This window comes from Candidatus Nealsonbacteria bacterium, assembly GCA_019923605.1.
Lineage (GTDB): Bacteria > Patescibacteriota > Minisyncoccia > Minisyncoccales > CSSED10-335 > JAHXGM01.
In genome coordinates this window covers 1-24762 of the sequence record JAHXGM010000010.1, presented here as the reverse complement: position 1 = coordinate 24762, position 24762 = coordinate 1, and the positions used below count along the sequence as shown (strand labels likewise).

General features: G+C 35.9%; 21 protein-coding genes, 1 tRNA gene and 2 rRNA genes. All 24 read left to right on the top strand.

From position 1 onward, the window contains the following. Window positions 1-479: NUDIX domain-containing protein (locus KY054_02225; GenBank protein ID MBZ1356563.1), on the top strand; the 479-nt coding region annotated here is incomplete at its 5' end. A gap of 33 nt (window positions 480-512) precedes the next feature. After that, window positions 513-1439 (top strand): AEC family transporter, encoded by a 927-nt coding sequence (locus KY054_02220; protein MBZ1356562.1) that lies wholly within the window; start codon window positions 513-515, stop codon window positions 1437-1439. 100 nt (window positions 1440-1539) lie between these two features. Then, entirely contained in the window at window positions 1540-2217 is a 678-nt protein-coding gene (locus KY054_02215) for a hypothetical protein (protein MBZ1356561.1), read from the top strand. Window positions 2218-2539: 322 nt separating this feature from the next. Then, window positions 2540-5574, top strand: a 23S ribosomal RNA gene (locus KY054_02210). 45 nt (window positions 5575-5619) lie between these two features. Beyond that, window positions 5620-5731 (top strand): 5S ribosomal RNA (gene rrf, locus KY054_02205). Window positions 5732-5801: 70 nt separating this feature from the next. Next, window positions 5802-6617, top strand: a complete 816-nt coding sequence (gene mreC, locus KY054_02200; GenBank protein ID MBZ1356560.1) for a rod shape-determining protein MreC — start codon at window positions 5802-5804, stop codon at window positions 6615-6617. Beyond that, window positions 6614-6925 (top strand): hypothetical protein, encoded by a 312-nt coding sequence (locus KY054_02195; GenBank protein ID MBZ1356559.1) that lies wholly within the window; start codon window positions 6614-6616, stop codon window positions 6923-6925. Before mreC ends, KY054_02195 begins: the two co-directional genes overlap by 4 nt. Continuing rightward, window positions 6900-8834: a penicillin-binding protein 2 gene (gene mrdA / locus KY054_02190; protein ID MBZ1356558.1), complete on the top strand. Its 1935-nt coding sequence runs from the start codon at window positions 6900-6902 to the stop codon at window positions 8832-8834. The genes KY054_02195 and mrdA overlap by 26 nt, the downstream gene beginning before the upstream one ends. 10 nt (window positions 8835-8844) lie before the next feature. Further along, window positions 8845-9300 carry a transcription elongation factor GreA gene (greA, locus tag KY054_02185; protein MBZ1356557.1) on the top strand — a complete coding sequence of 152 codons (456 nt, stop codon included), beginning with the start codon at window positions 8845-8847 and terminating at the stop codon, window positions 9298-9300. Window position 9301: 1 nt separating this feature from the next. Continuing rightward, the gene (locus KY054_02180; GenBank protein MBZ1356556.1) at window positions 9302-9859 is read left to right on the top strand and encodes an HDIG domain-containing protein; all 558 of its coding nucleotides are present in this window, start codon (window positions 9302-9304) and stop codon (window positions 9857-9859) included. A gap of 21 nt (window positions 9860-9880) precedes the next feature. Continuing rightward, on the top strand, window positions 9881-11176 hold the full coding sequence (gene serS, locus KY054_02175) for a serine--tRNA ligase (protein ID MBZ1356555.1): 1296 nt from the start codon (window positions 9881-9883) through the stop codon (window positions 11174-11176). A gap of 108 nt (window positions 11177-11284) precedes the next feature. Next, window positions 11285-12523, top strand: a complete 1239-nt coding sequence (locus tag KY054_02170; protein ID MBZ1356554.1) for a UDP-N-acetylmuramoyl-tripeptide--D-alanyl-D-alanine ligase — start codon at window positions 11285-11287, stop codon at window positions 12521-12523. A gap of 3 nt (window positions 12524-12526) precedes the next feature. Next, on the top strand, window positions 12527-13528 hold the full coding sequence (locus KY054_02165) for a peptidoglycan bridge formation glycyltransferase FemA/FemB family protein (protein MBZ1356553.1): 1002 nt from the start codon (window positions 12527-12529) through the stop codon (window positions 13526-13528). A gap of 1 nt (window position 13529) precedes the next feature. Continuing rightward, entirely contained in the window at window positions 13530-14309 is a 780-nt protein-coding gene (locus KY054_02160; protein ID MBZ1356552.1) for an FtsQ-type POTRA domain-containing protein, read from the top strand. Between the two features lie 18 nt (window positions 14310-14327). Next, complete coding sequence (locus KY054_02155; protein ID MBZ1356551.1) at window positions 14328-15464, top strand: replication-associated recombination protein A; 1137 nt, start codon at window positions 14328-14330, stop codon at window positions 15462-15464. Between the two features lie 412 nt (window positions 15465-15876). Next, window positions 15877-16263: a cupredoxin family copper-binding protein gene (locus KY054_02150; protein MBZ1356550.1), complete on the top strand. Its 387-nt coding sequence runs from the start codon at window positions 15877-15879 to the stop codon at window positions 16261-16263. 25 nt (window positions 16264-16288) lie between these two features. After that, a complete protein-coding gene (locus KY054_02145) occupies window positions 16289-17242 on the top strand; it encodes an MBL fold metallo-hydrolase (GenBank protein MBZ1356549.1) in 954 nt (317 codons plus the stop codon). 8 nt (window positions 17243-17250) lie between these two features. Further along, window positions 17251-18210: a hypothetical protein gene (locus tag KY054_02140; protein ID MBZ1356548.1), complete on the top strand. Its 960-nt coding sequence runs from the start codon at window positions 17251-17253 to the stop codon at window positions 18208-18210. 142 nt (window positions 18211-18352) lie between these two features. Then, window positions 18353-20011, top strand: a complete 1659-nt coding sequence (locus tag KY054_02135; GenBank protein ID MBZ1356547.1) for an AAA family ATPase — start codon at window positions 18353-18355, stop codon at window positions 20009-20011. 345 nt (window positions 20012-20356) lie between these two features. Beyond that, a complete protein-coding gene (locus tag KY054_02130) occupies window positions 20357-21082 on the top strand; it encodes a hypothetical protein (GenBank protein MBZ1356546.1) in 726 nt (241 codons plus the stop codon). Beyond that, window positions 21079-21552, top strand: coding sequence for a nucleotide exchange factor GrpE (grpE, locus tag KY054_02125; protein MBZ1356545.1), 474 nt, complete (start codon window positions 21079-21081; stop codon window positions 21550-21552). Before KY054_02130 ends, grpE begins: the two co-directional genes overlap by 4 nt. A gap of 24 nt (window positions 21553-21576) precedes the next feature. Further along, complete coding sequence (gene dnaK / locus KY054_02120) at window positions 21577-23496, top strand: molecular chaperone DnaK (GenBank protein MBZ1356544.1); 1920 nt, start codon at window positions 21577-21579, stop codon at window positions 23494-23496. 16 nt (window positions 23497-23512) lie between these two features. Further along, complete coding sequence (dnaJ, locus tag KY054_02115; protein ID MBZ1356543.1) at window positions 23513-24574, top strand: molecular chaperone DnaJ; 1062 nt, start codon at window positions 23513-23515, stop codon at window positions 24572-24574. Between the two features lie 75 nt (window positions 24575-24649). After that, a tRNA-Lys gene (locus KY054_02110) sits at window positions 24650-24725 on the top strand. Window positions 24726-24762 lie beyond the last annotated feature (37 nt).

Sequence of the window (24762 nt, the reverse complement as noted above, 5' to 3'; positions counted from 1 at the left end):
ACAATTATTTGAACGGTCCCTTTTCAATCAAAGGTGGCTTAATATCTAAAATGAGAAACCCTATTCCACAATTTGGAACAAAAGTAGAAGGGGAATGCAAAGATAGACCCTGCGCTTCTGTGGTGGTTTTCAATGAAGAAAACAAACTATTAGTCCTTAAAGTGGATGATAAATATCATTTACCAGGAGGGGGTATAGATTTAGGAGAAAGTCCAGTTGTAGCTGTGATTCGTGAGTCACAGGAAGAAGCTGGTTGTGAAATTGATAAATTGCGATGTATTGGAAGAGCCAATCAATTCTTTATCAGGTCTGATAAAAGCCTTGTGAATAAAGTTGCAATTTTTTATAGAGCTAATATGGTAAGTATTGATCCATTGAAAAAGATTGAAGAAGACCACGAAGTTTGCTGGCTAAGTATAGATGAATTTATTCAATCTTCTTCCACCGAATTTCATAAGTGGGCCGTAAAAAGAATATAAGCATAAGCGTTTTTTAATGCTACAATCAAAGGAATGATACAAGTTATCACAATCATTACTCCACTTTTTATTATCATTTTCGCAAGTGCTTTGCTGCAAAAATTTGGTAATATTAGCAAGGAATGGGAGATTGTTCTGAATGAATTTGCCCTTAAGATTGGGTTGCCAGTTTTAGTTTTTTCTACTCTTTCTACAATATCTTTTTCTTTAAAAGAAGAAGGTTATTTGGTGTTGGTGAATTCTCTTTTTTTAGTATTTAGTTTTTTCTTGGCGATATTAATTGGGAAGATATTCAAGATGAGCAAGAAATCTTTTTCAACTTTTTTTATTTGTTTTGTTTTTAGTAATGTAGCATATCTTGGTATACCAGTTTTAACACAAGTTAGAGGGGCAGGTGTTTTACCAGAAGCTATTTTAATAGCCGCTATTTATTTATTTTGGATTTTTACTTTTGGCATTGGCTATCTTGAATATTCTTTAAATGGAGGTGGTAAAGATATCTTCAAGGGAATAGTCAAGGGTTTCATTAAAAATCCACTTTTAATATCTGTATTATTGGGTTTTATTGTTGCTGGTCTAAATATCGAAATCCCTTTTATTTTGAGCGAGTCTTTAAGGATGGTAAGTGCATCTGTAACCCCAATAGTTTTAATTGTAATAGGTTTTTTTATTGGTAAGTCAAAGGATAGTAAAATTACAGAATGGTATTCAGTGATTGGTTTTTCTGCATTTACTTTATTAATTTTTCCAGCAATCTTTTATTTCTTAATCAGGTTTTTTTCTTTAGACATTTCCATTTTTTCTAATTCGATAATACAGGCAGCTATGCCCCTTGGTATTACTCCGTTTGCCCTTGCTGATAGGTATAATTTGGATAAGAATTTTATTGCTCGTTCAATTGTTCTTAGTACAATAATTTCTGCAATATCTTTACCTTTTTGGATATCAATTTTACACTAGAGGAATAACGGTACTTGTTCATTTTTTTTGATTTATGATATAATGAAGCAATGGAAAATGATATTAATAAAGGTCGATTAGTAATTTAAAATAATAAAAAATGAAAGTAGATTGGACTAGTATAACAATAGACACTATGGTAAATCTTTGGCAAAGTTTTTTACTCTATCTTCCTAATTTGATATTAGGAATGTTAATCCTTATCTTTGGCTGGTTTTTAGCCACAGGTTTAGAAAAGTTAACTGTGCAAGTTTTAAAGAAAATGAAGCTTGACGATTTCTTTGATAAGGAGGAATGGAAAAAGATAATGGAAAAAGCAAAGATAAAAATCAATGTTTCAAAATTCGTTGGCTCTATCGTAAAGTGGATCATTTCAATTATCATTCTTTGGATTGCAACAGGAATTTTTGGATTAGTTATTTTCGCAGAATTCATGGGAGATATCATTAGGTATATTCCAAATGTAATTGTTGCTTCCTTAATCTTTGTAGTGGCTGTTATCTTAGCAGATTTTTTATCAAAGATTGTGGTGGTAGCAATGGAAAAAGCAAAATTTGAATACACAACAATGGCTGGAGAAATCGTAAGATGGTCAATTTGGTTTTTTGCGATTTTTGCAATATTGATTGAGCTTAGAATTGCAAGAGAACTTATATTAATTTTTTTCTCAGGTGCGGTCGCTTTAATGGTCATTGCAGGAGGTCTTGCATTTGGTCTTGGAGGAAAAGATATTGCAGCAGAAGTGCTTAACAGTGTGAGAAAAGGGCTAAAGAAATAATTCCTTATTATTCCTTGGCAAGTATTCGAAGGGACTAAAATCCCTTCGAATTTTTGCCCTCTTGACAAGAAATTATAAATTGCTAGAATGTCCTTGCACTTATAGAGTGCAGAAGGTAATAAATGTTAAATAAAAAACACATTTCATCAAAAGAAGCGGGCTGAGACTTTTGCGTTATGATGGTCTTTACTCAGCCGCTCTAAGAGTGGTTTTTTATTTTAAAAAATTTATCGCTCCACATCTTAATATATTAAGTATTCAGATGTGGGTTGATAAAAAGAGAGAACTTTGAAAATTTATCTTGTGGTCATTAAATACTAGCCAAAATTGTATTTTACAGGCAAATGGAGGATGCCTTGGGATGTCGAGGCGATGAAGGACGTGGCGTAACTGCGATAAGCTTCGGGTAGGTGTTCAGCAACCTTTGATCCGGAGATTTCCGAATGGGGAAACCTAATATTGTGATAAGCAATATTGTTCTGCGAAAGCAGAAAGCGCACCCGCTGAAGTGAAACATCTCAGTAAGCGGAGGAAAAGAAAAAAATGTTATTACTTTTTGTAATAACGAATTCCCTAAGTAGCGGCGAGCGAAACGGGAAGAGCCCAAACCGTAAAAAACTCTTGTAGTTTTGTGCGGGGTTGTAAGTAAGATGTGTCTTAGGGTTCGCCCTAAGCAGAGTCAATAAAGGTATTATGATTAGCCGAAAATTCCTGGAAAGGACTGCCAAAGAGAGTAAAAGCCTCGTAGGCGAAAATCATAACACGCTCTGAGTATCTTAACTTGAGTACCATAGAGAACGAAAACTCTATGGGAATCAGGCAGGACTAAACTGCCAAGGCTAAATACTCGACATCACCGATAGTGAACCAGTACCGTGAGGGAAAGGTGAAAAGTAGCCCTGTGAGGGCGGTGAAATAGAACCTGAAACCATTTGCCTACAAGGAGTCGGAGGGGGATGTAAATCTCCTGACGGCGTGCCTTTTGCAGAATGAGCCAACGAGTGGCTGTCAAGCCTTAGTCTAAGTTCTTTACAGAACGGAGGCATAGCGAAAGCGAGTCTTAATAGGGCGTTGTTCTCTTTTGAGAACGGAGGCTTGGCAGACGACCCGAAGCCAGGCGAGCTTGCCATGACCAGGTTGAATCTCGACGAAAGTCGAGAGGAGGACCGAACCCGTGGATTGTGCAACATCTTGGGATGAGTTGTGGTAAGAAGTGAAAAGCTAATCGAGCCTGGTAATAGCTGGTTCTCCCCGAAATAGCTTTAGGGCTAGCGTCTTCGTATGTTCTGGGGGTAGAGCACTGAATGGAACTTCGTGGGGAAACCTAGATTTTCCAATCAAACTCCGAATACCGGAACTAAACTTGCGAAGGCAGTCAGACTGTGGGGGCTAAGCTCCATAGTCAAAAGGGAAACAGCCCAGATCTTCATCTAAGGTCCCTAAATTCGAACTAAGTGCAAGCAAGGATGTGAAATTGCTTTGATAGTTAGGAGGTTAGCTTAGAAGCAGCTATCCTTTAAAAAGTGCGTAATAGCTTACTAACTGAGGAGTTTTGCGCCGAAGATTTACGGGGCTCAAGTTCGGTACCGAAGATAAGGATGGCATCTTTTTAAGATGTCGTGGTAGGGGAGCATCCTACTTCCGTTGAAGGTGAGTCGTAAGGCTTGCTGGAGGATGAGGGAGAGAGAATGTTGGCATGAGTAACCACAATTCCGGTGAAAAACCGGAACACCGTAAACCCAAGGTTTCCTTGGCAATGGTAATCAGCCAAGGGTTAGGCGGGCCTAAGGCGTAGCCGAAAGGCGAACCCGATGGACAGCCGGTTAATATTCCGGCCCTTCCTTAATAATTTCCTAAGAGGGACGGAGATTAGTAGCTTAAGTGGATTATTGGATTTCCATTCATATCTTAAGGAGCAATCCAAGAGAAGTGTGAAGTCGAGATTTCGGTCTCGGCAACTTAAGTGAGCAATCTTCCCAGAAAAGCTCTTCAGGAGTTAATTATTAGGGGAACCGTACCGCAAACCGACACAGGTGGGTAGGCGTAAGTGTGCCAAGGTGAACGAGTGAAACTTCGTTAAGGAACTCGGCAATCAAGTGGTCGTAACTTCGGGATAAGACCTCCCTACAGAAATGTAGGGCACAGCGAAAGTTCCCCTGGCGACTGTTTATCAAAAACACAGGTCCCTGCTAAACTCGTAAGAGGATGTATAGGGGCTGAGGCCTGACCAGTGCTGGAACGTCAACCTTGCCGGTATGATTGTATTTTTAATGCGATCATGCTGAGTGAGCGAAGCGCCAGTAAACGTCCGCGGTAACTATAACCGTGTTAAAGTAGCGTAATCCCTTGTCGGGTAAATTCCGACCCGCACGAAAGGCTTAACGACTAGGGGGCTGTCTCAACGAAGTGCTCGGTGAAAATGCAATACCGGTAAAGATGCCGGTTACCTGCGGCTAGACGGAAAGACCCCGGGAGCTTTACTATAGCTAGATATTGATTTTTGGTTTTAAATGCGAAGTGTAGGTGGGAGACTTTGAAGTTTTGTTTTCGGACGAAATGGAGTCGCCAATGAGACACCACCCTTTTTGAATCTTGAATCTAACTTGGCCGTACCGCATTGTACTTAATGTTTTTAAGTATATTGCGGTGCGGCGAGAACAGTGTCTGGTGGGTAGTTTAAGTGGGGCGCTTGCCTCCTAAAGAGTAACGGAGGCGTTTATAAGGTCAGCTAGCTCCGGATGGAAATCGGAGTGATAGTGTAAAGGCAAAAGCTGGCTTTACTGCGAGACGGATATGTCGAGCAGTTGGGAAACCAGAACTTAGTGAACCGACCGCACGTCTAATAAAATTCTATTTATTTAGTGTTTTGTTAGACATGGTATTAGAAGTGCGGGAGATCATCAGCTAAAAGCTACCCCGGGGATAACAGGTTAGTAGGGCCCAAGAGTTCATATCGACGGCATTGTTTGGCACCTCGATGTCGGCTCATCTCATCCTGGGGCTGTAGCAGGTCCCAAGGGTATGGCTGTTCGCCATTTAAAGAGGTACGTGAGCTGGGTTTAGAACGTCGTGAGACAGTTCGGTCCCTATCTGCCGTGGGCGCAGATTCTTGAGGAAAGTTACTCTTAGTACGAGAGGACCGGAGTGAACCAACCTCTGGTGTACCAGTTGTTCCGCCCGGAGCATTGCTGGGTAGCTAAGTTGGGAAGGGATAAGCACTGAAAGCATCTAAGTGCGAAGCCCAATCCAAGATTAGGAATCATAGACCCCTTAAAGATTATGAGGTCGATAGGCTGCAGGTCTAAGGACAGTAATGTCTTCAGCCGAGCAGTACTAATAGGTCATTGCAGTTTTGGCTAGTGCTTAGTGGTCACAAGAAAATTCACTAAATCGTATTTAATTTATGGGAACTATACTAGCGTTGTCCCACCCGATCCCATTTCGAACTCGGAAGTGAAATGCGCTAAGGCCGATGATAGTGGGTTTTTCCTGCGAAAGTAGGTAGTTCCCGTGAATTGTATACGATTTTTTTATTGCTTAAATTCTTTGATTTAAATAAGGAATAGTATATAATAGGTTGAATTATGCAAGAATTTAAGTTAAAAAATCTCAATAAAAAGAAAAAAGGAGTTTGGATTATTCTAATCCCAGGCATTATTTTGTTTATTCTTTTTTTCTCTTTTTCAGCGACTATATCTAATTCTTTTTATAATTTTTCCCAACCTTTTCAAAGAACTTTTTGGAGCTTAGGGGAGTCATTCTCAGATGTTTTTTTATCTTTTACAGATTCAGGCAATCTTAGGCGAGAAAGGGATCAATTATTTGAAGAAAGAGTTGGTTTTATATCAGAAATTGCTTCACTAAGAGAGTTGCGGGAAGAAAATGAAACCCTGCGAACAGCCCTAGAATTTAATCTTCAAGAAGATTTTGATCTTTTAATGGCAGATGTTTTGGGAAGAGACATTTTGCAAGACATAATCTTAGTTGACCGTGGTTTACTAGACGGTGTAGTTGTCGGAATGCCCGTTATTACGGAGAATAAAATAGTAGTAGGAAGAGTTTTTGAAGTCTATGATAATTTTTCTAAAATTGCCCTTGTATCGTATACAGAGGGTCTTTTTAATGTTGAAATTCAGAATAGACAAACAATAGGAGTTGTTAGGGGTCAGGGCCGAGGAAAGATGTTGTTAGATTTTGTGTCAAAAGATGCAGAAATAAGTGATGGTGATATTATTATGACCGCTATTGCGGATGGAATTTTTCCATCCGGATTACCCATAGGAGTAATTAGAAACATTGAGAGAAGCGACCTCGAAGCCTTTCAGAAGTCTGATGTAGTTTCTTTTTTAAATATAAGAAGAATCAGAAAAGTTTTCATTATTAAAGATTATCCTATATGAGAAGATTTATATTCTTAATCAGTGCGGTTTTTTTCTTTTTCATTCTCTTTATTTTACAGACAAGCTTCTTGATTCATTTTGGATATTCTAATCTATTTTATTATCTTATTCTTTTGTTGCTTTTTATCTTAATTTTAACAGAGCCTTCGGGCAAGAATGACTCAATTATAGTCGCCGCCTTCGTTGGTCTTTTCTGGGATTTTTTTTCATCAGGACCATTAGGCAAGAATTTAATAATTATATTATCAATCTCTCTTTTTTTAAAATTATTCCTAAAGATATATGTTCGAATCCCAGAATTCAAATAAATTTAATAATCTGAAAGTCCGTCTCACAAACAAGGCGGATATTGAGCCTCAAGAAATATTTTTAGATAGAATTACTTTAAATAGAGTAGAGGAGATGGGTAGCTTAGAGCAAAAAATAGAAGTTCCCTTGTCCAGAAGGACCTTTTACGGTCTGCTGTTTTCGGTTTTCGCATTAATGTCCATACTTTTTTTGAGATCTTTTCAATTACAAATTATTCATGGGGGAGAGTACGCACGTTTAGCTGAGCGAAACAAGTATGACTTTCTATCCATACAAGCTTCTAGAGGTGTTATTTATGACAGTAATTTTAATCAGATAGTGTTTAATGATTTTTATTTTACTTTAATTTTTGACAAAAGAGAGGTTCCAGAAGATATTATGGATGAGCGAATTAGGGAAATAGCAACAGTTTTTAATTTAGACTACAAGGCCACCAAGGAACTAATAAAATCATCAGAGAGCGATGAGGTTATAATAATGAGAGATATTGATCACGAGAGGTTAGTTCTTCTTGAAGTAAGGAGTCACGATTTTCCTGGCATTAGAGTGGAAAAGAAATTATCTCGAAATTATCCAGATCCAGAGATTTTTTCTCATTTAGTTGGATATATGGGTAAGATATCGCCCGAAAAACTGTCTTCATCGGATGGGAGATATTCTATCAAGGACTATGTAGGCAAATCGGGATTAGAAAAATATTATGAAGATGTTCTTGGGGTTATTCCAGGCAGAATAAGAATAGAAAGAAATGCTGTTGGTAAGATACAGTCCGAAGAGGTAGTTTCATTGGCTGAGTCTGGAAAAAGCTTAGTTCTCTGGCTAGATGTTGATTTACAAAAGAAGATTTATGAAGAAGTTGAGAAAATCTTAAATGACATTGGTTCTAAAAATGCGGCAGTTGTTGCCATAGATCCAAGAACTGGAGGAATTCTGGCCATGGTAAGTTACCCGGGTTTTGATAATAATCTTTTTTCGGGAAAGAGGGATCCGAAAGACATTCAGAGATTATTTAAAGATCCGCGCAATCCTTTATTTAACCGTGTAATAGCAGGGACTTATTCCGTTGGCTCAATAATAAAACCGATTATTGGATTGGCCGCATTACAGGAAGGAATAGTCACAGCAGCCAATCGGTTTTATTCTGCAGGATATTTGACTATTCCCAACCCCTGGAATCCTTCTAATCCGGCTAGGTTTGCCGATAACAATGCTCATGGATGGGTTGATGTTAAAAGAGCCATAGCAGTATCTAGTAATGTTTATTTCTATATAGTAGGTGGGGGACATGAAAATCAACCGGGGTTAGGATCAAAATTGATTAAAAAATATCTTAATTTATTTGGTTGGGGATCAAAGACCAATGTTGATCTTCCTGGAGAAAAAGAAGGATTTGTTCCTACTCCTGAATGGAAAATTGATACCATAGGGGAGCCCTGGAGAATGGGTGATAATTATAATCTTTCTATCGGTCAGGGGTATTTATCGGTTACTCCCCTTCAAGTCGCAACGGCTTTTGTTCCAATTGCTAATAAGGGTAATTTGTTAAGGCCCATGGTTGTTAAATCAATAGTTGATGAAAATAGAAATATTATTGAGAATAAAGAAACAGAAATTGTTCGAGATAATTTCCTTAACCCAATACATCTTAATACCATTCGTGAGGGAATGAGAGATACAGTGATTTATGGTTCTGGAAGGAGCCTTAATAGTTTGCCTGTAAAAGCTGCTGCCAAGACCGGAACTGCTCAGATACCGAAAGCCGGTCATTACCATAATTGGGTTACAGTATTTGCACCTTACGATGACCCGGAAATTGTCTTGGTGATTGTGATTGAGGAAGTTAGGGGAATTAGAGTGGCAACTCTACCTGTTGCAAAAGAAATCCTGCAATGGTATTTTAGTAGATAGTTTTAAAAATATGAAAAAACAAATTACAAAAGAAACTTTGGCTAAATTGAAGGAAGAGTTGGAGTATTTAAAGAAGACAAAAAGAAAGGAAATGGCGGAAAGGCTTAAGGAGGCCATATCTTTTGGTGATCTAAAGGAAAACGCTGCTTACCATGAGGCTAAGGATAGTCAGGGATTTTTAGAGGGGCGAATAATAGAACTTGAGCACATGATAAGTAATTCTATAATCACAGACCTAAAGAGTTCTGACAAGGTTATCATTGGATCAAAAATCGTTGTAACATCAGACGACGGAAAAGATGAATTTACTATTGTTAGTCCGATAGAATCCAATCCTCTGGAAGGAAAGATATCTGAAGATTCTCCGATTGGAAAATCTTTTATTGGCAAGAGAAAGGGAGATATTTGTGAAACAGTTACTCCTTCGGGGGAAAAGTTGAAATACAAAATTGAAGAAATAGATTAGCATGGAAAGAAAAGATGCTCTCTTTTTGATAGGGGAATATGTTAAGAACCAAAATAGCATAAAGCATATGCTTGCAACTGAAGCTATAATGATAGCTCTTGCAAATAAATTTAGGGAAGATGAGAAGAAGTGGGGATTGACAGGTCTTTTACATGACTTAGATATGGAAATTGTAGATTATGCCAATAATCCAGAGAATCATGGATTTCAAACAGTAAAAATATTAGAAGAAAAAGGAGTTGAAAAATCAATACTAGAGGCCATAAAAGCACATAATCAAGCAACTGGAAAAGTTCCTGAAACTTTAATGGAAAAAGCAATTTATTGCACAGACCCTTTGACTGGATTAATTGTCGCTTCAGTATTAGTTATACCCTCACGTAAGATATCCGATCTAAATTCTTCCTCTGTATTAAAAAGATTTAAAGAAAAAGCCTTTGCACGAGGAGCAAATCGTGAAATAATAATGAAATGCTCTGAAATAGGATTAGAGTTAGAGGAATTTATTGAAATAGGTTTTAATGCTATGAAGGGAATTCGTGAGGATCTCGGTTTTTAATAAAAATAACAATACAATAATATGTTAGACATTAAATTTATTCGTAGTAATCCCGATGCCGTAAAGAAGGGGTGTAAGTCTAAAAACGTAGATATTGATATTGATAGATTGTTGGAAATTGATTCCAAGAGGAATGATTTTTTACGATCCATAGAAGAAATACAGTTTCAAAAAAATAGGGCAAATGAAAAGATTAAAGAATCTAGCAAAGAAGAAAAAGAAGCTATTATTACTGAAATGAGAGAGTTGGGAGATCGTGAAGATTCTTTAAATAAAGAATTTAAGGAGATTGATGATGAGTTTCGTTATTTAATGTTTTCCATTCCTAATCCTCCTTTTGATACTGTTCCAATTGGTAAAGATGATTCTAAAAATATAGTTTTAAGAAAAGAGGGAGAAAAACCAAAGTTTGACTTTGATCCAAAAAATTACCTTGATATAGCAGAGAATCTCAATGTAATTGATGTTAAGAGAGCGGCTAAGGTGTCTGGGAGCAGGTTTGGGTATCTTAAGGGAGATGTTGCATTAATGGAGTTTGCTTTAATTCAATTAGCTATGAATATAGCTACTGATAAGGGATTTGTTCCTGTCGTTCCCCCAGTAATTATAAAGCCGGATATGATGGAGAGAATGGGTTACATTAAAAGAACTTTTAATGACACTAAGAAAGATTGGGAGGGCGAAGATGTTTATTTTTTAAAGGATGATCCGCTACTTTTAGTTGGTACATCAGAGCAGTCTATTGGCCCAATGCATGCAGATGAAATCTTTGAGAAAAAAGATCTTCCCATAAGATATATTGGATTTTCCTCTTGCTTTAGAAGAGAGGCTGGTTCCTATGGGAAAGACACTAAGGGAATACTAAGAGTGCATCAATTTGATAAGATTGAGATGTTTTCATTTTGTACACCCGAAGAGTCAGTAAAGGAGCATCAATTATTACTTTCAATTGAAGAGGAAATAATGAAAAAATTAGGTCTTCATTATCAAGTTATAGATATTTGTACTGGTGACCTTGGAGATCCGGCTGCATCCAAATATGATATTGAAGCATGGATGCCGGGACAAGGAGAGTATCGAGAAACTCACTCAACCTCAAATTGTACGGACTTTCAGTCACGCAGATTAAATATTCGATATCGTAATCCTGATGGAATAAATTTTGTTCATATGTTGAATGGAACAGCCCTGCCAATAGGGAGGATTATTATTGCCATTATTGAAAATTATCAACAAGAAGATGGAAGTATTAGAGTTCCTGAAGTATTAAAAGCTTATATCGGAAAGGATTTAATCAAAAAAGAGACTGATCTTTAGATCAGCCTTTATGACTTCTTATTCCTTTTCATTTTCAAAGCACTTCTTAACGTAATCTCCGGGAGGTCCTTTTTTTGAAAGTACATAATTTTTTAAAAAAGCAAAATAATGAAAAAAAATATTCTTAAATCAATATTAAGAATAATTGCTAAAAAGATAAATAATATCTATTCTCCAAAGATAATAGCTATCACAGGATCTGTTGGTAAAACTTCGGCAAAGAATGCTGTTTCTTTTTATTTACAGAATTTTTTTACTACAAGGGGTAGTGCTGGTAATCTAAATAATGAGCTTGGTTTACCCCTAGTTTTTATTGGAAGGTCAGAAGGGGGACAAGGATCTATTTTTAGCTGGATTAAAATAATTATTTCAGGAATAAAACTAATTATTAAAAAGAATAAAAACTATCCAGAGATAATAGTAGCGGAAATGGGAGCTGATAAACTCGGGGATATATCTTATTTAACTGAAATTGCCAAGCCCGATATATCAGTCATCACTTTTATTGGCGACGCACCATCACATCTTGAAAACTATAAAAACATTGATGAATTAGTAGAAGAAAAGCATAAAATCACAGCCTTTTCAGAGGTAAATGATTTCACCATCTTAAACTTTGATGATCCTCGGGTAATTAAGGTAAAAAGCAGAATCAAAAGCAAAATAATAACTTTTGGTTTTAACGAGGGGGCAGATATTAGAATTTTTGATTTTAAATATCAAAATAAAAATATGTTTTCTATGCCTTATGGAATACTTTTTACGCTTCGCTATAAAGATAGTTCAACGATAATACATTTGCCTTATTGCCTAGGAAAACCCTTTGCCTATTCTGTTGCTGTTTCAGTTGCTTGTGGGATAGCTCTTGGTATTGATATTGAAAAAGCTAAAGACATTTTCAGAGAATTGCGGCCTGAACCAGGAAGACTTAATTTAATTGAGGGCAAAGATAATTATTTTATTATAGATGATACATATAATGCTTCACCAGCTTCAGTTCAAGCTGCTCTAGAGGTATTATCAGAGATTAATGTGGATCGTCGAGTTGCTGTTTTAGGAGATATGAAAGAATTGGGTGATAATTCTGTGGATAGTCATCGTAGTATTGGTCAAATGGTTGCTAATAATTGTGATATTTTAATTACCGTAGGTGACCAAGCTAGTTACATAAAGGAGGAAGCATTAAAGCTAGGGATGAGTCTTGAGAATGTTTATCATTATTCAAATTCTTGGGATGCCGGGAAAAAAATTAAAGATATGATTATTCCCGGTGATATGGTTTTGGTAAAAGGATCAAGATCTATGAAGATGGAGAATGTAGTAGATATGATAAAGAAGAAAGAATAGCTTATGATTATTAAAGAAATAAAAGACGCTGATACTTGGAACGATTTTTGTCTGACTATCACAGAGCAAACTTTTCTTAATTCTTGGAGTTGGGGAAAATTCAGAAGTGATCTTGGTAATAAGGTTTGGCGAAGGGGTGTTTTTGAGGGAGATAAACTTTTGGCTATTTTCTTAGTTTCTAAAATTGATGCTGCTAAGGGGAGATTTATTCTATTAAGTCATAGTCCATTGATTAGAGAAAAAACTGAAGAAGTTTTGCAACAAATTATTGATGATGTTAGGGATATAGCAAAAAAGGAAAAAGCTGTTTTTATACGGATTGCACCGGTCTGGGAAAAAAGTTCTTGGGAGGATGCCCTATTGGTCAAAGCCGGATTTAGAGAATCGTCTTCGTTTGTTTTTCCGGTCAGGAGTTGGGAGCTTTCTCTTGATAAAGATGAAACTGAACTTTTATCTCAAATGAGAAAGGGGACCAGATATTTAATACGAAAGTCGCAAAAGGAGAAGGATCTTAAAATTCATTTTTCACATAATGAATCAGACCTTAATCATTTCTATGAAGTCTATGGTAAAACTGCTCATTTTCAAGGGTTTCATCCTTTTTCACTTGATTATCTAAAAAAAGAATTAAAAGCATTATCTGAAAAAGAAGAAGTTTTATTGATACTGGCAACTTATAAAGATAAGTATATAGCTGGAGCTATGATTATATTTTGGGGTGGTAAAGCATTCTATCACCACGGAGCTTCTTTGCCGGAATATAAAGATATTTCAGCCTCTTATTTAATTCAATGGGAGGCAATAAAGGAAGCAAAAAGAAGAGGTTGTACAAAATATAATTTTTGGGCAATATCCCCTTCTGATGATCCAAAACATCGATGGGCAGGCTTAACATTTTTTAAAAAAGGTTTTGGAGGCAATGAGATAAATTACGCTCCAGCAAGAGACCTGCCAATTTCTTTTAAATATTGGATTACTTATTTTTTCGAAAAAATTAAGAGATGAAATGAAAACAAAGAAAAAGAATTTTAGGAAATCGCACCGTAAGAAATTAGTAAAACCTTTTTATAAAAAAAAGTTATTTTTACTGCCTGCGGGAATATCTTTTTTATTTATATCGCTAGCTTATTTTTTTTTATTTTTTGATTATTTCTGGATTAATAATATTAAAATAGAAGGAAATGAAGTCTTATCAAGAGAAGCTATTTTGGGTCCAATAGAAGAAAAATTATCAACAAAGATATTATTTTTTCGTTCATCCAGCATCTTTCTTTTTAATTCAAATCAGATGTCTAAAGATATTTTGGAGGCTTTTCCGTTAATTAAGGATGTTCAGATAAAGAAGGATTTGCCAGATAAAATTACTATCAATATCAAAGAAAGGCAACCAGTTGCCTTTTGGTGTAACAGTGAATGTTATTTAGTAGATTCGGTTGGTGTTGCTTTTAGGGAAAGAAGAGATGATGACAAGAGAAGAGTGATTATAAGAAGCCAAGGCGATTTTCAATTAGGTGAACAAGTCGTTGATATTAATGATATGCAGAGAATAATTAAGATATGGAAAAGAATCGGAGAAAACCTTGGGCTCATTGAGTTTGAAGTTGGTAATCAAAAACTCAACGCCAAAACTAGTGAAAATTGGTATATTTATTTTAATAGCAAAGAGGACTTATCTACACAAATATTAAAACTGGAATTAGTTCTAGAGGAGAAAATATCTCCTGCTAAACGTAAAAAGCTGGAATATATTGATCTTAGATTTGATAGCCGAGTTTACTTTAAATAGAGTGATAATATATGTAGCATGAAGCCATTAGCATCAATTATTAGACCAATAAGTATCGATGATTTTATTGGTCAAGATCATTTAGTTGGTCCGGGAAAACCATTGCGTTTAGCTATTAATCAGGGTCATTTGTTCTCCTTTATTTTATGGGGACCCCCAGGTTCAGGCAAAACGACATTAGCTAGAATCTACACTACTTCTTTAAATGCTAAACTATATGAGTTTTCAGCGGTTTCTTCTGGAAAAAAAGATATTCAGGCAATTATTTCAGATCAAATAGATAATAAGTCCAAGGTTTTATTCCTTGATGAAATACATCGTTTTAATAAAGCACAACAAGATTTTTTGCTTCCCTATGTAGAGTCGGGAGAAATAACTTTAATTGGGGCAACAACCGAAAATCCCAGTTTTGAGGTCATATCCGCATTATTATCAAGATGCCGAATTTTTGTTTTTAATACATTATCTGAAAAAGAAATGAGTCAGATAATTGATAGGACCGGATTTAAGCTAAACACTGAAGTAAAAGAATGGTTAATAAATATGGCAAATGGTGATGCTCGCCAAGTAATAACTATGATTGATAGTGCCAATAAGCTCTATGGAGAAATTTCGCTTAATTCTCTTGAGGAAACCATACAGAATAAATCTATTCGTTATGACAAAAAAGGAGATGAGCATTACAATACCATATCAGCTTTTATTAAAAGTATGAGGGCCAGTCAGGTAGATGCCGCCCTTTATTATCTATCAAGGATGATTAGAGCCGGAGAAGATCCTAAATTTATTGCCCGCCGGATGATAATTTTTGCCTCGGAAGATATTGGAATGGCTCAGCCAACAGCTTTAGTAGTAGCGAATGAGGTTTTTCGATCTGTTGAAGTTATTGGATTACCTGAATGTGGTATAAATTTAGCCCATGGAGTTGTTTATCTTTGTAAAAGTAAAAAAGACAGAAGTTCTTATAATGCTTACTTGAGAGCACTTTCTGATGTAGATAAATATGGAAATTTAAATATTCCCTTAAAGGTGTGTAATCCAGCCACAAAAATGATGAAAGATATGGATTATGGTAAAGATTATGAAGAATATTCAAAAGAAAGCTTTCTTCCCGATAAGATAAAAAACAAAAAATATTATTTAGGCGAAAAATGACAATAATTCTTTATACCATCATTATCTTTCACGGATTTGTTGTTATGCCAATTTTAATCTTAATCCCACTAGTCTTAATTTTATCTAATAAAAAATTAAATAGGTATTAATTTTCCAGATATTGCTACCACCATAAAAACCCCGGATATACTATGACAGTTATTTTAGGCATGATAGCTTTCATTTGGACTATTTTCTTGGCTCTTTCATCTTCTAGACGAGTAATTAAATTTTTAGGTGTTAATGCTTGGAAATAGTTGCATGGATTTGCCTATGTGATATTATACTTAGTAGTTACCCATATGGTTTTCTGCTTTTGTAAAAACTATAGTTTAATATCGTAAAGGTCAAAATATTATTAATAATAAATAAAAATAGCATAAAAAATAAATCTTTAATAATCGGTATAGTTTTGTTAGTTATTTTTGTTGTGGTATTTCTTATTTTTCAACGAGCGGACGGAGTAGAAGTTCCAGTTGAAATAGAAGAAGAAATTATCATTGATGAAGAACTTAATATCAAAGAAGCTCCTATAATAGAAATGGAGCAGAGGAACGTTGTAATCAGTAGTTTTGCCTATGTTCCTCAAGAGATAACTGTTCAGGTTGGAACTATGGTTGTTTGGAGAAACAATGATACAGGTGCTCATACTGTTACCTCTGATGATGGGGATGAACTAAATTCGCCATTACTCTCAACAGGCGATAGCTTTTCCCATGTTTTTGATAATGTCGGCACCTTTGATTACCATTGTGCTCCTCATCCTTTTATGCAGGGACGAGTTATAGTGGTAGAGTAATATAAAATAAAAGCAATTATAAAATATGTCTAATAAAATATTGTCAGTCTTACTCGCTGTAACACTTATTATTTCGTTAGGATCACTATGGGGAGTTACCCTATTGAATAGATCTACTCTTTTGATTCCGGAACAAATAATAGAAATAAGAAAAGATGTAGCAAACATTAAGGGTGGATTGCCACCTTTTTGGGGGGGATGGCCAGCACAAGGATGGATGGTTAAGGTTGAAGATGGTCCCACAGTTTATTTTGCAGGTGATACCGATCTTATGATTAATTGGGAGGCTATAAGAGACTTTTATGCTCCCGATATAGTCGTAGCAACTCATTCTAAAATTTATCAAATGGGAGTTGAGGAGTGGGTTTATGCAATAAATATTATTCAGCCAAGCTATGTTCTTGCCTCACATCATAATAGCTTCCCATTTTATCCAAAAGATGATTCTGATTTTGTGATTGCAATGAATGAAAGAACACCAGCTACTGGCGTAACTCTTCCAGCCCCAGGAGAGCAATTTGAAATAATGGGTCTTGAATTCACCTGGCTTGGCCATTCGGGATTCGTAATGGAAACACCCAATGGTTCCAGAATTGTTTTAGATCCAGAATGGAAAGCAGTTAATGCTGCTAATTACCCACCTCAATATAAAACTGCAGAGGGATTAGCGGCTGATTTAATTCTTATTACTCACGGTCATTTTGATCATTTTAATCCCGAAGTATTAAGGATCTTACTTCAACCTCGGGGCGATAGAATTTCTTATCTTGCTCAATTGTTTGAGTTTTCAGCTTTTACTCAGAAATTAATTCCAGAAGCTGCCGCTAGGGGACAATTATTGCCAATTAATTTAGGAGTATGGATAACAGCTGAGGATATGAGGAATGCTTACGGTGTCAGCGATTCTTATCCAGATGATGTTCAGATAGCCGGAATTTTTGCAACTCATTCTTCAGGGGTATTGTCTACGATTAGATAAATGAACCTATGCGTTCTTCTCTGCAGAAATTCTTAATATTGCCTTTGGCCGTTATTCTTTTTGTGGCTGTCATTGTTCTTGTGGGTGCAACTTCTTATATCTCTTATAGAAATACCGTTGATATAACTATTAGTCATCACGTATCAACTTTAAGTGCTTTTAAGAATACGCTCTATAATCCAGTTGTCTATTATAGGGCTATTGGTATGTTGCCAGCACTACCTCGAATATTTGTGGAAGAAATGAGTACTTCTCCTGATGTTATTTTCATGAGAATGATTCAGCCAGATACCAACCGAATATTAGTTAGTAATATTCCTGAAGAAATTGGAGAATTAGTTGATAATGCCCCTCCCTTTTTTGACGATCCCTATATCAGAAGTGGGGTTTGGAATAATAAAAGGGTTCTGGAAATATCTATGAAAGCTGTGGCTACTGAAAATCTTTGGCTTGGTATTGACTTGGATTTAATCCGAAAAATGGCCATTCAGCAAGCACTTACCGTTGGTTTTATTGTCGCAGTCATTGCTTTATTACTCATACTCTTGCTTCATTTAATTATTTCTAAATTTATTATTAATCCAATCGTTGTTTTGAATAGGGGTATTCAAGAGGTTAAAAAAGGAGATATGAATGTTTCTCTTCGGGCGCCAACTGGAATAAGAACTGAATTAGTTGATATTGTGGATACTTTCAATGACATGGTTAAAACCTTAAAAAAATCCAAGCAGGCAGCGGAAATGTCTAATGAGATATTAGAAGAAAAAGTTAAAACAAGAACAAAGCAACTCAAAGAGTTAAATGAAACATTAGAGGACAAGATAAGTCAAAGAACAAAAGAAATGGAAAGAAAAGTGGAGGAGATGGAGCAATTTCATAGACTATCGGTTGGCCGAGAATTAAAGATGGTAGAGCTGAAGAAAGAAAATGAACATCTTAAACGTTTAGCGGAAGAATCTAAAAATTAAATTGCATGGGTGTGTTTTTGTCGTATCTTTAGGGGAATACCCATCGCCTTAGACTACACTTGCTATCTGGGCACACTTTGGCGACATTCACTAGCTTAACTTCTTTGTTTCAGTTGTTGTTTTGTGTTATATTAAATCATCTATGAAACAAGAAGTGGCTTTAAATATTTTAAAAATGGGTCACAGTGTCTATTTAACCGGAGAAGCTGGGGCAGGTAAAACATATATACTTAATAAGTACATATCTTGGCTTAAGGAACGGGGAATAAGACCGGCCATTACCGCATCTACTGGTGTTGCCGCAACTCATCTAGAGGGGTCAACGATTCATTCATGGAGCGGTATTGGTATAAGGAATTATATAACTCCCTTAGTTTTAGACCAGATAGAACAAAAGCGTGTTCTTTGGAACAGGTTTCAAGAAACAGAAGTGTTAATTATTGATGAGATATCTATGCTTTCGGGACCTTTCTTAGATATGCTGGACCTTGTAGCCCGTCACCTTAAAAGAGCAATGAGTGAACCATTTGGAGGTATGCAAATAATTTTTTCTGGGGACTTTTTCCAACTTCCTCCTGTAGAAAAGGGAAGAGGAGAATCAAATTATGCATTTAGTTCTCGTGCTTGGTCAGAATTACAACCAGTAGTTTGTTATTTAAACGAACAACACAGACAAGGCGATTTTGTTTTTTTGGAATTACTATCCGCTGTTCGTCAAAGAAAAATTACAGAAAGGCATCGCAAATACCTTAATGGGAGATGTAGTTTGAATAGTGAAACGGAAAGTGGTTTCTTGCGTCTATTCACTCATAATGAAGATGTGGATAAATTAAATGAAGAGTATCTAGGTCGGATTGAAAAAGAAGAATACACTTTTCAGATGACTTCAAAGGGACGAGATATCTTTGTTGATTCATTAAAAAAAGGATGCCTTGCTCCAGAATGTTTGCATCTTAAGGAAGGGGCCGAAGTAATGTTTGTTAAAAATAATCAGAGTGGTAATTACGCTAATGGAACACAGGGAGTTATTACTGGATTTAAGCAGGGTGTTCCACTAGTTAAGACTCGTTCGGGTCAGACTATATTAGCTGAGCCTGTAAGTTGGAAAAGAGAAGAAGATGGAAAAGTGCTAGCTGAGATAAAACAAGTACCACTTCGTCTTGCTTGGGCTGTTACAGTTCATAAGAGTCAAGGTATGACTTTGGATGAAGCAGAAATGGACCTGTCGCAGTGTTTTGTTCCCGGTCAGGGTTATGTTGCTCTTTCTCGAGTAAAGTCTCTTGATGGCCTGTATTTACGTGGATTAAACTCAACCGCCCTTGAAGTTGATGAATGTGTATCAATAGCTGATAATGGTTTTCGTAAACGTTCTGAATTGGCAAAGAGCAGGCTTAGTCAATTATCTAAAAGTGAGCTTGAAAAACGTCAAAAAGCATTTGTAAAATCATTAGGAGGATCTTGGAATATTGTTAAAAAGAAGAAGTCCGTAAATAGCTCTACTTTATCCAAAACCAGTGATCTTTTGTCTAAAGGGGTGAAGATTGAGAAAATAGCTAAAAAAAGAAACCTTTCTGTTGGTACGGTAATGACTCATGCAGAAAAGATATTAAAACAAGGAACTCCACTTAATTTCTCTTATCTTGCGCCTAATAAGAAGATTCTTTCTTTAGTTGAAAATGCAGTCTTGAAACATACCTTTGAGCGCCTTGCTCCAATTAAAAGTCATTTGGAAAATCATGGTCATAAATTATCATACGATGATTTAAGAAGGATACGACTTTTCTTTCTTTCAACTGATTAATTAATTGTGCTTGATAATTTCATACCTTTGCGTCAAAGCAATTTAGAAATGACATGATTAGCAAAATAGAAATGTCAGTTAGCTGATAATTTAGCGACACGTTTTTTCTCTTGAATCCGACCATACTATCTCCAAGGATGGTCAGGAGCAGGTCTTGTTTTTATTTACTGATAATACTTTAAGTATGCACCACTTTGACCCTGACTCATTTCTACTTTACTGGTACTGACATTATCACTTTGTTCCGACATTCAAAAAGAACAATGGCTTTCTTCTTTTTTTAGCAGTCAGGTCTCTTGACTGCTAATTGTCATTTGCTATAATGTCTTTGTAACTATTTAAAATATGTCTCTTAGCGAAAGACAAGGTGTCATTTTAAACATGATAGTGAAGGATTATATAAGTACTGCTGAACCTGTTAGCTCAGATTTTTTAAAACGTAAATATGAATTAGATCTATCTTCTGCGAGTATTAGAATTGAGATGCAGAAATTAACTGATATGGGATATTTATGCCAACCTCATACTTCTTCTGGAAGAGTGCCTTTAGATAAAGGATATAGATTTTTTGTCGATCATCTTGTTGAGAGCAAGATAGAAAAATTGATAAATGAACGAATAAGTAAAGAAATTGATAGGATTGATAGCCAAATTAAGGATCGATTAATGTTTTTGCAAGAATTGAATAGGATTTTGGCTTCTGCTTCATCAGGGTTAAGTATCTCCTATTCATCAGAGAGCAAGATATTTCTAAAAGAAGGTTGGAGGAATTTATTTTCTGGGCCTGAATTCTTAAACTCAGATTATATTAAAGATTTTTTTTCAGTCATTGACTATTTTGAAGAAAATATTGATGATTTCAATTTAAATGATGATCCATTACAGATATATATTGGAGAAGAATCACCCATACCAAAATCTAGCGAATTCAGTATTTTGATTTCCAGATGTCGGTTATACGAAGGGAAGAATGGTATATTAGCCATATTGGGACCGAAAAGAATGGCTTATGATAAGAATATATTCTTAATAAATTCAATAATAAAATTATTAAATGAAAAAAACTTATGAACGAAAAAGATCAAGATAATATTTTAAAAGAACTAGAAGAGTGTAAAAAGGAAAAAGAAGATTGCTTAAACGGATGGAAAAGAGAAAAAGCCGATTTCATAAATTACAAAAAGGAAGAGGGGGAAAAGATAAAAAGCCTTATAGATTATAGTACCGAGCTAATTATTTCTGAGATAATTCCGATAATCGATAGTTTTGAAATAGCAGAAAAGCAAATTCCCGAAGAGGAAAAAGATAATATCTTTATAAGCGGATTGATTAGGACAAAGATTGATATGAATAATCTTTTAAAAAATCAGGGAGTAAGTGAAATAGAATGTTTAGGAAAACCATTTGACCCCCACTTTCATGAAGCAATTGCACTGGTTGATGGTGAGGGCGAGAGTGGTATCATTATTGAAGAGGTAGCTAAAGGTTACACAAGGGGCGAGAAACTTATTCGTCCTGCGAAAGTGAAAATAATGAAATAGATTATTAAATAAATATACAAAAATATGGGAAAGATAATAGGAATCGATCTAGGAACAACATTTTCAGCAATGGCCGTAGTTGAAAAAGGAGATCCAAAAATAATTGAAAATAAAGAGGGTAATAGAACTACACCTTCGGTTGTAGCTGTTACCAAAGGAGGAGAAAGAGTTATTGGGGTAGTTGCAAGAAGACAGCAAATTACTAATCCTGAAAATACTATCTTTGCAGCAAAGAGACTTATCGGGCGCCGTTTTTCCGATGCTTCAGTTCAGGAAGACAAAAAATTACTTCCCTATGAAATAAAAGAAGCATCTGACGGAGGAATAGAGATAAAGATGGGAAATAAGTGGCACAAACCAGCTGAAATATCAGCAATGATATTACAAAAATTAAAAAAAGATGCAGAAGACAAGTTAGGAGAGAAGATAACCGATGCCATTATAACTTGTCCCGCCTATTTCGATGATGCTCAAAGAAAGGCGACTAAAGTTGCTGGGGAAATCGCCGGACTTAATGTACGCAGAGTAATTAATGAGCCAACAGCTGCTGCCTTAGCTTACGGATTAACAAGAAAGAGTGATCAGCAAGTGGTAGTCTATGATTTTGGAGGAGGAACTTTTGATGTTTCCGTGCTTGATATTGGTGAAGACACTGTTGAGGTTAAGGCTACCGGTGGAGATACTCATCTTGGAGGTGAAGACTTTGATCAAAAAATAGTTACTTGGATTATTAATGAATTTAATAAAGACCAGGGAGTTGACCTTTCAAAAGATAAGCTTGCTCTGCAAAGATTAAAAGAATCTGCCGAAAAAGCAAAGATTGAATTATCAACTTCAATGGAAACAGAGATTAACATTCCATTTGTTACTTCCGATAGTTCCGGTCCAAAGCACTTATACCTAAAACTTACTAGGGCTAAGCTTGAAGATTTAACCAAAGAGTATGTTGATAGGTCCATTGAATTAGTTAAGAAAACTTTAGCTGAAGCAAAATTTACTCCAGCTGATATTGAAGCTATTGTTATGGTTGGAGGGCAAACAAGAATGCCAAAGATTCAAGAAGAAATAAAGAAATTCTTCGGTAAAGAACCTAATAGAGAAATTAATCCCGATGAAGTAGTTGCGATTGGAGCAGCCATACAGGGAGAAATATTATCTGCTCGTGATGAGGGAAGAAAGACTGAAGGAGAAGTTAAGGACATGCTTTTACTTGATGTAACTCCTTTATCCCTAGGAATTGAAACTTATGGTGGAGTTAATACTATTTTAATTTCCAAAAATACTACTATTCCTACTGCTAAAACTCAAGTATTTTCTACTGCAGCTGATAATCAGCCATCTGTAGATATCCATGTTTTACAAGGCGAAAGACCTATGGCAAGTCATAGCAAGACATTGGGAAGATTCTTATTAGATGGCATTCCTCCTGCTCCTAGGGGAGTTCCTCAAGTTGAAGTTTCTTTTGATATTGATGCCAATGGTATTTTAAATGTATCAGCAAGGGATAAAGCTACTGGAAAATCTCAATCAGTTAAAATAGAAGGAGCTTGTGGCATGTCAGATGAAGAGGTTGAGAAAATGACAAAAGATGCCGAAATTCATGCAGAGGAAGATAAGAAAAAACAAGAAATGATTGAGGCGAAAAACATTGCCGAACAGTCAGTCTATTTATCAGAAAAGACCTTGAAAGAACTTGGGGATAAGATTGCTCCAGCCCTTAAGAAGGAGGTTGAAGAAAAAGCTGAGGAATTGAAAAAGGAGAAAGATGGTGATAACATTGAAGAGATTAAAAAGAAAACAGAAGAACTCTCTACAGTAATTCAAAAAATTGGTGCAGAGATGTACAAAGAGGAAGCTCAGCAAGCATCAGAAGGATCTCAAGATCCTGAAGTAAAAGATGAAGAGCAAGGAAACATTGAGGAAGGGGAGTATCAAGAAAAATAATTTACTTAGATAGTTTATGAAAGATTATTATAAAATTTTAGGAGTTTCTAATAATGCTTCCAAGGAAGACATTAAGAAAGCATACCGAAAACTCGCTCATAAATATCATCCAGATAAAGCGGGTGGCAATGAGGGTAAATTTAAGGAAATTAATGAAGCCTATCAAGTTCTTTCTGATGAAAGTAAAAGATCTCAATATGATAAATATGGTAATGTTTTTGAGGGAGGAGGTCCTGGAGCAGGTTTTGGTGGTTTTGACGGTAATGTGAACTTTGACTTTGGAGACTTGGGTGATATATTCGGTGAGGCCTTTGGATTTTCTTCACCTAGAAGATCTAAAGATGTTCGTAAAGGAAAGAATATTGAGATTGATTTAGAAATGCCTCTTGAGGCGGTACTTAGCGAACAGAAGAAAAGTTTTAATATAAGGAAATTTATTAATTGTAGTAGATGTCAAAGTACTGGTGCAGAGCCTGGTACAGCTAGAAATGAATGTTTTTCTTGTAGAGGAACTGGTAAGGTTCAGGAAATAAAAAGAACTATTTTAGGTTCTTTTACTCAGGTTGCAACATGTCCCGAATGTGACGGGGAGGGTCAGAAACCCGAAAAGCCATGTAATGTTTGTAGGGGTGAGGGACGCATAAAAGGAGAAGAAAAGATAGATGTTATAATCCCTGCTGGAGTAGATACTAACCAAGCACTTAGAGTTTCAGGACAAGGTAATGCCGGTAAGAAAGGGGGAGCGTCAGGAGATTTACATATCAGGATATTGGTTAAAGAACACCCTGTTTTCAAAAGAAAGGGAGACCATCTTTTTATGTCCCTTCCTATTTCATTTGCTGATGCAGCACTTGGAGGGAAAGTAGAAGCAAAGATATTAGACGGAAAAAAAATAATTATTAAGATTCCAGCAGGAACCGAGTCTGGTAAAATTCTTAAAATTTCAGGAAAGGGAGTTCCCCATTTTTCAAGATTTGGAAGGGGAGATCTCTACGTTGGACTTACCATAGAAACACCTAAGTCACTATCAAGAAAACAGAAGGAATTGTTAGAAGAGTTAAGGCAGGCCGGGCTATAGATTTATGTGGGGATTTATTCCTTGCTAACTCTTTCCAAAAAAGAAAAAATAAGATAGAATACAAAAGTAAAAATTGCCCCTGTAGCTCAGTTGGTAGAGCAATTGCCTTTTAAGCAAGTGGTCCCAGGTTCAAATCCTGGCAGGGGCACCAGTCAGGAAACTTTCAGGAATTTTGCCGATTGATTCAA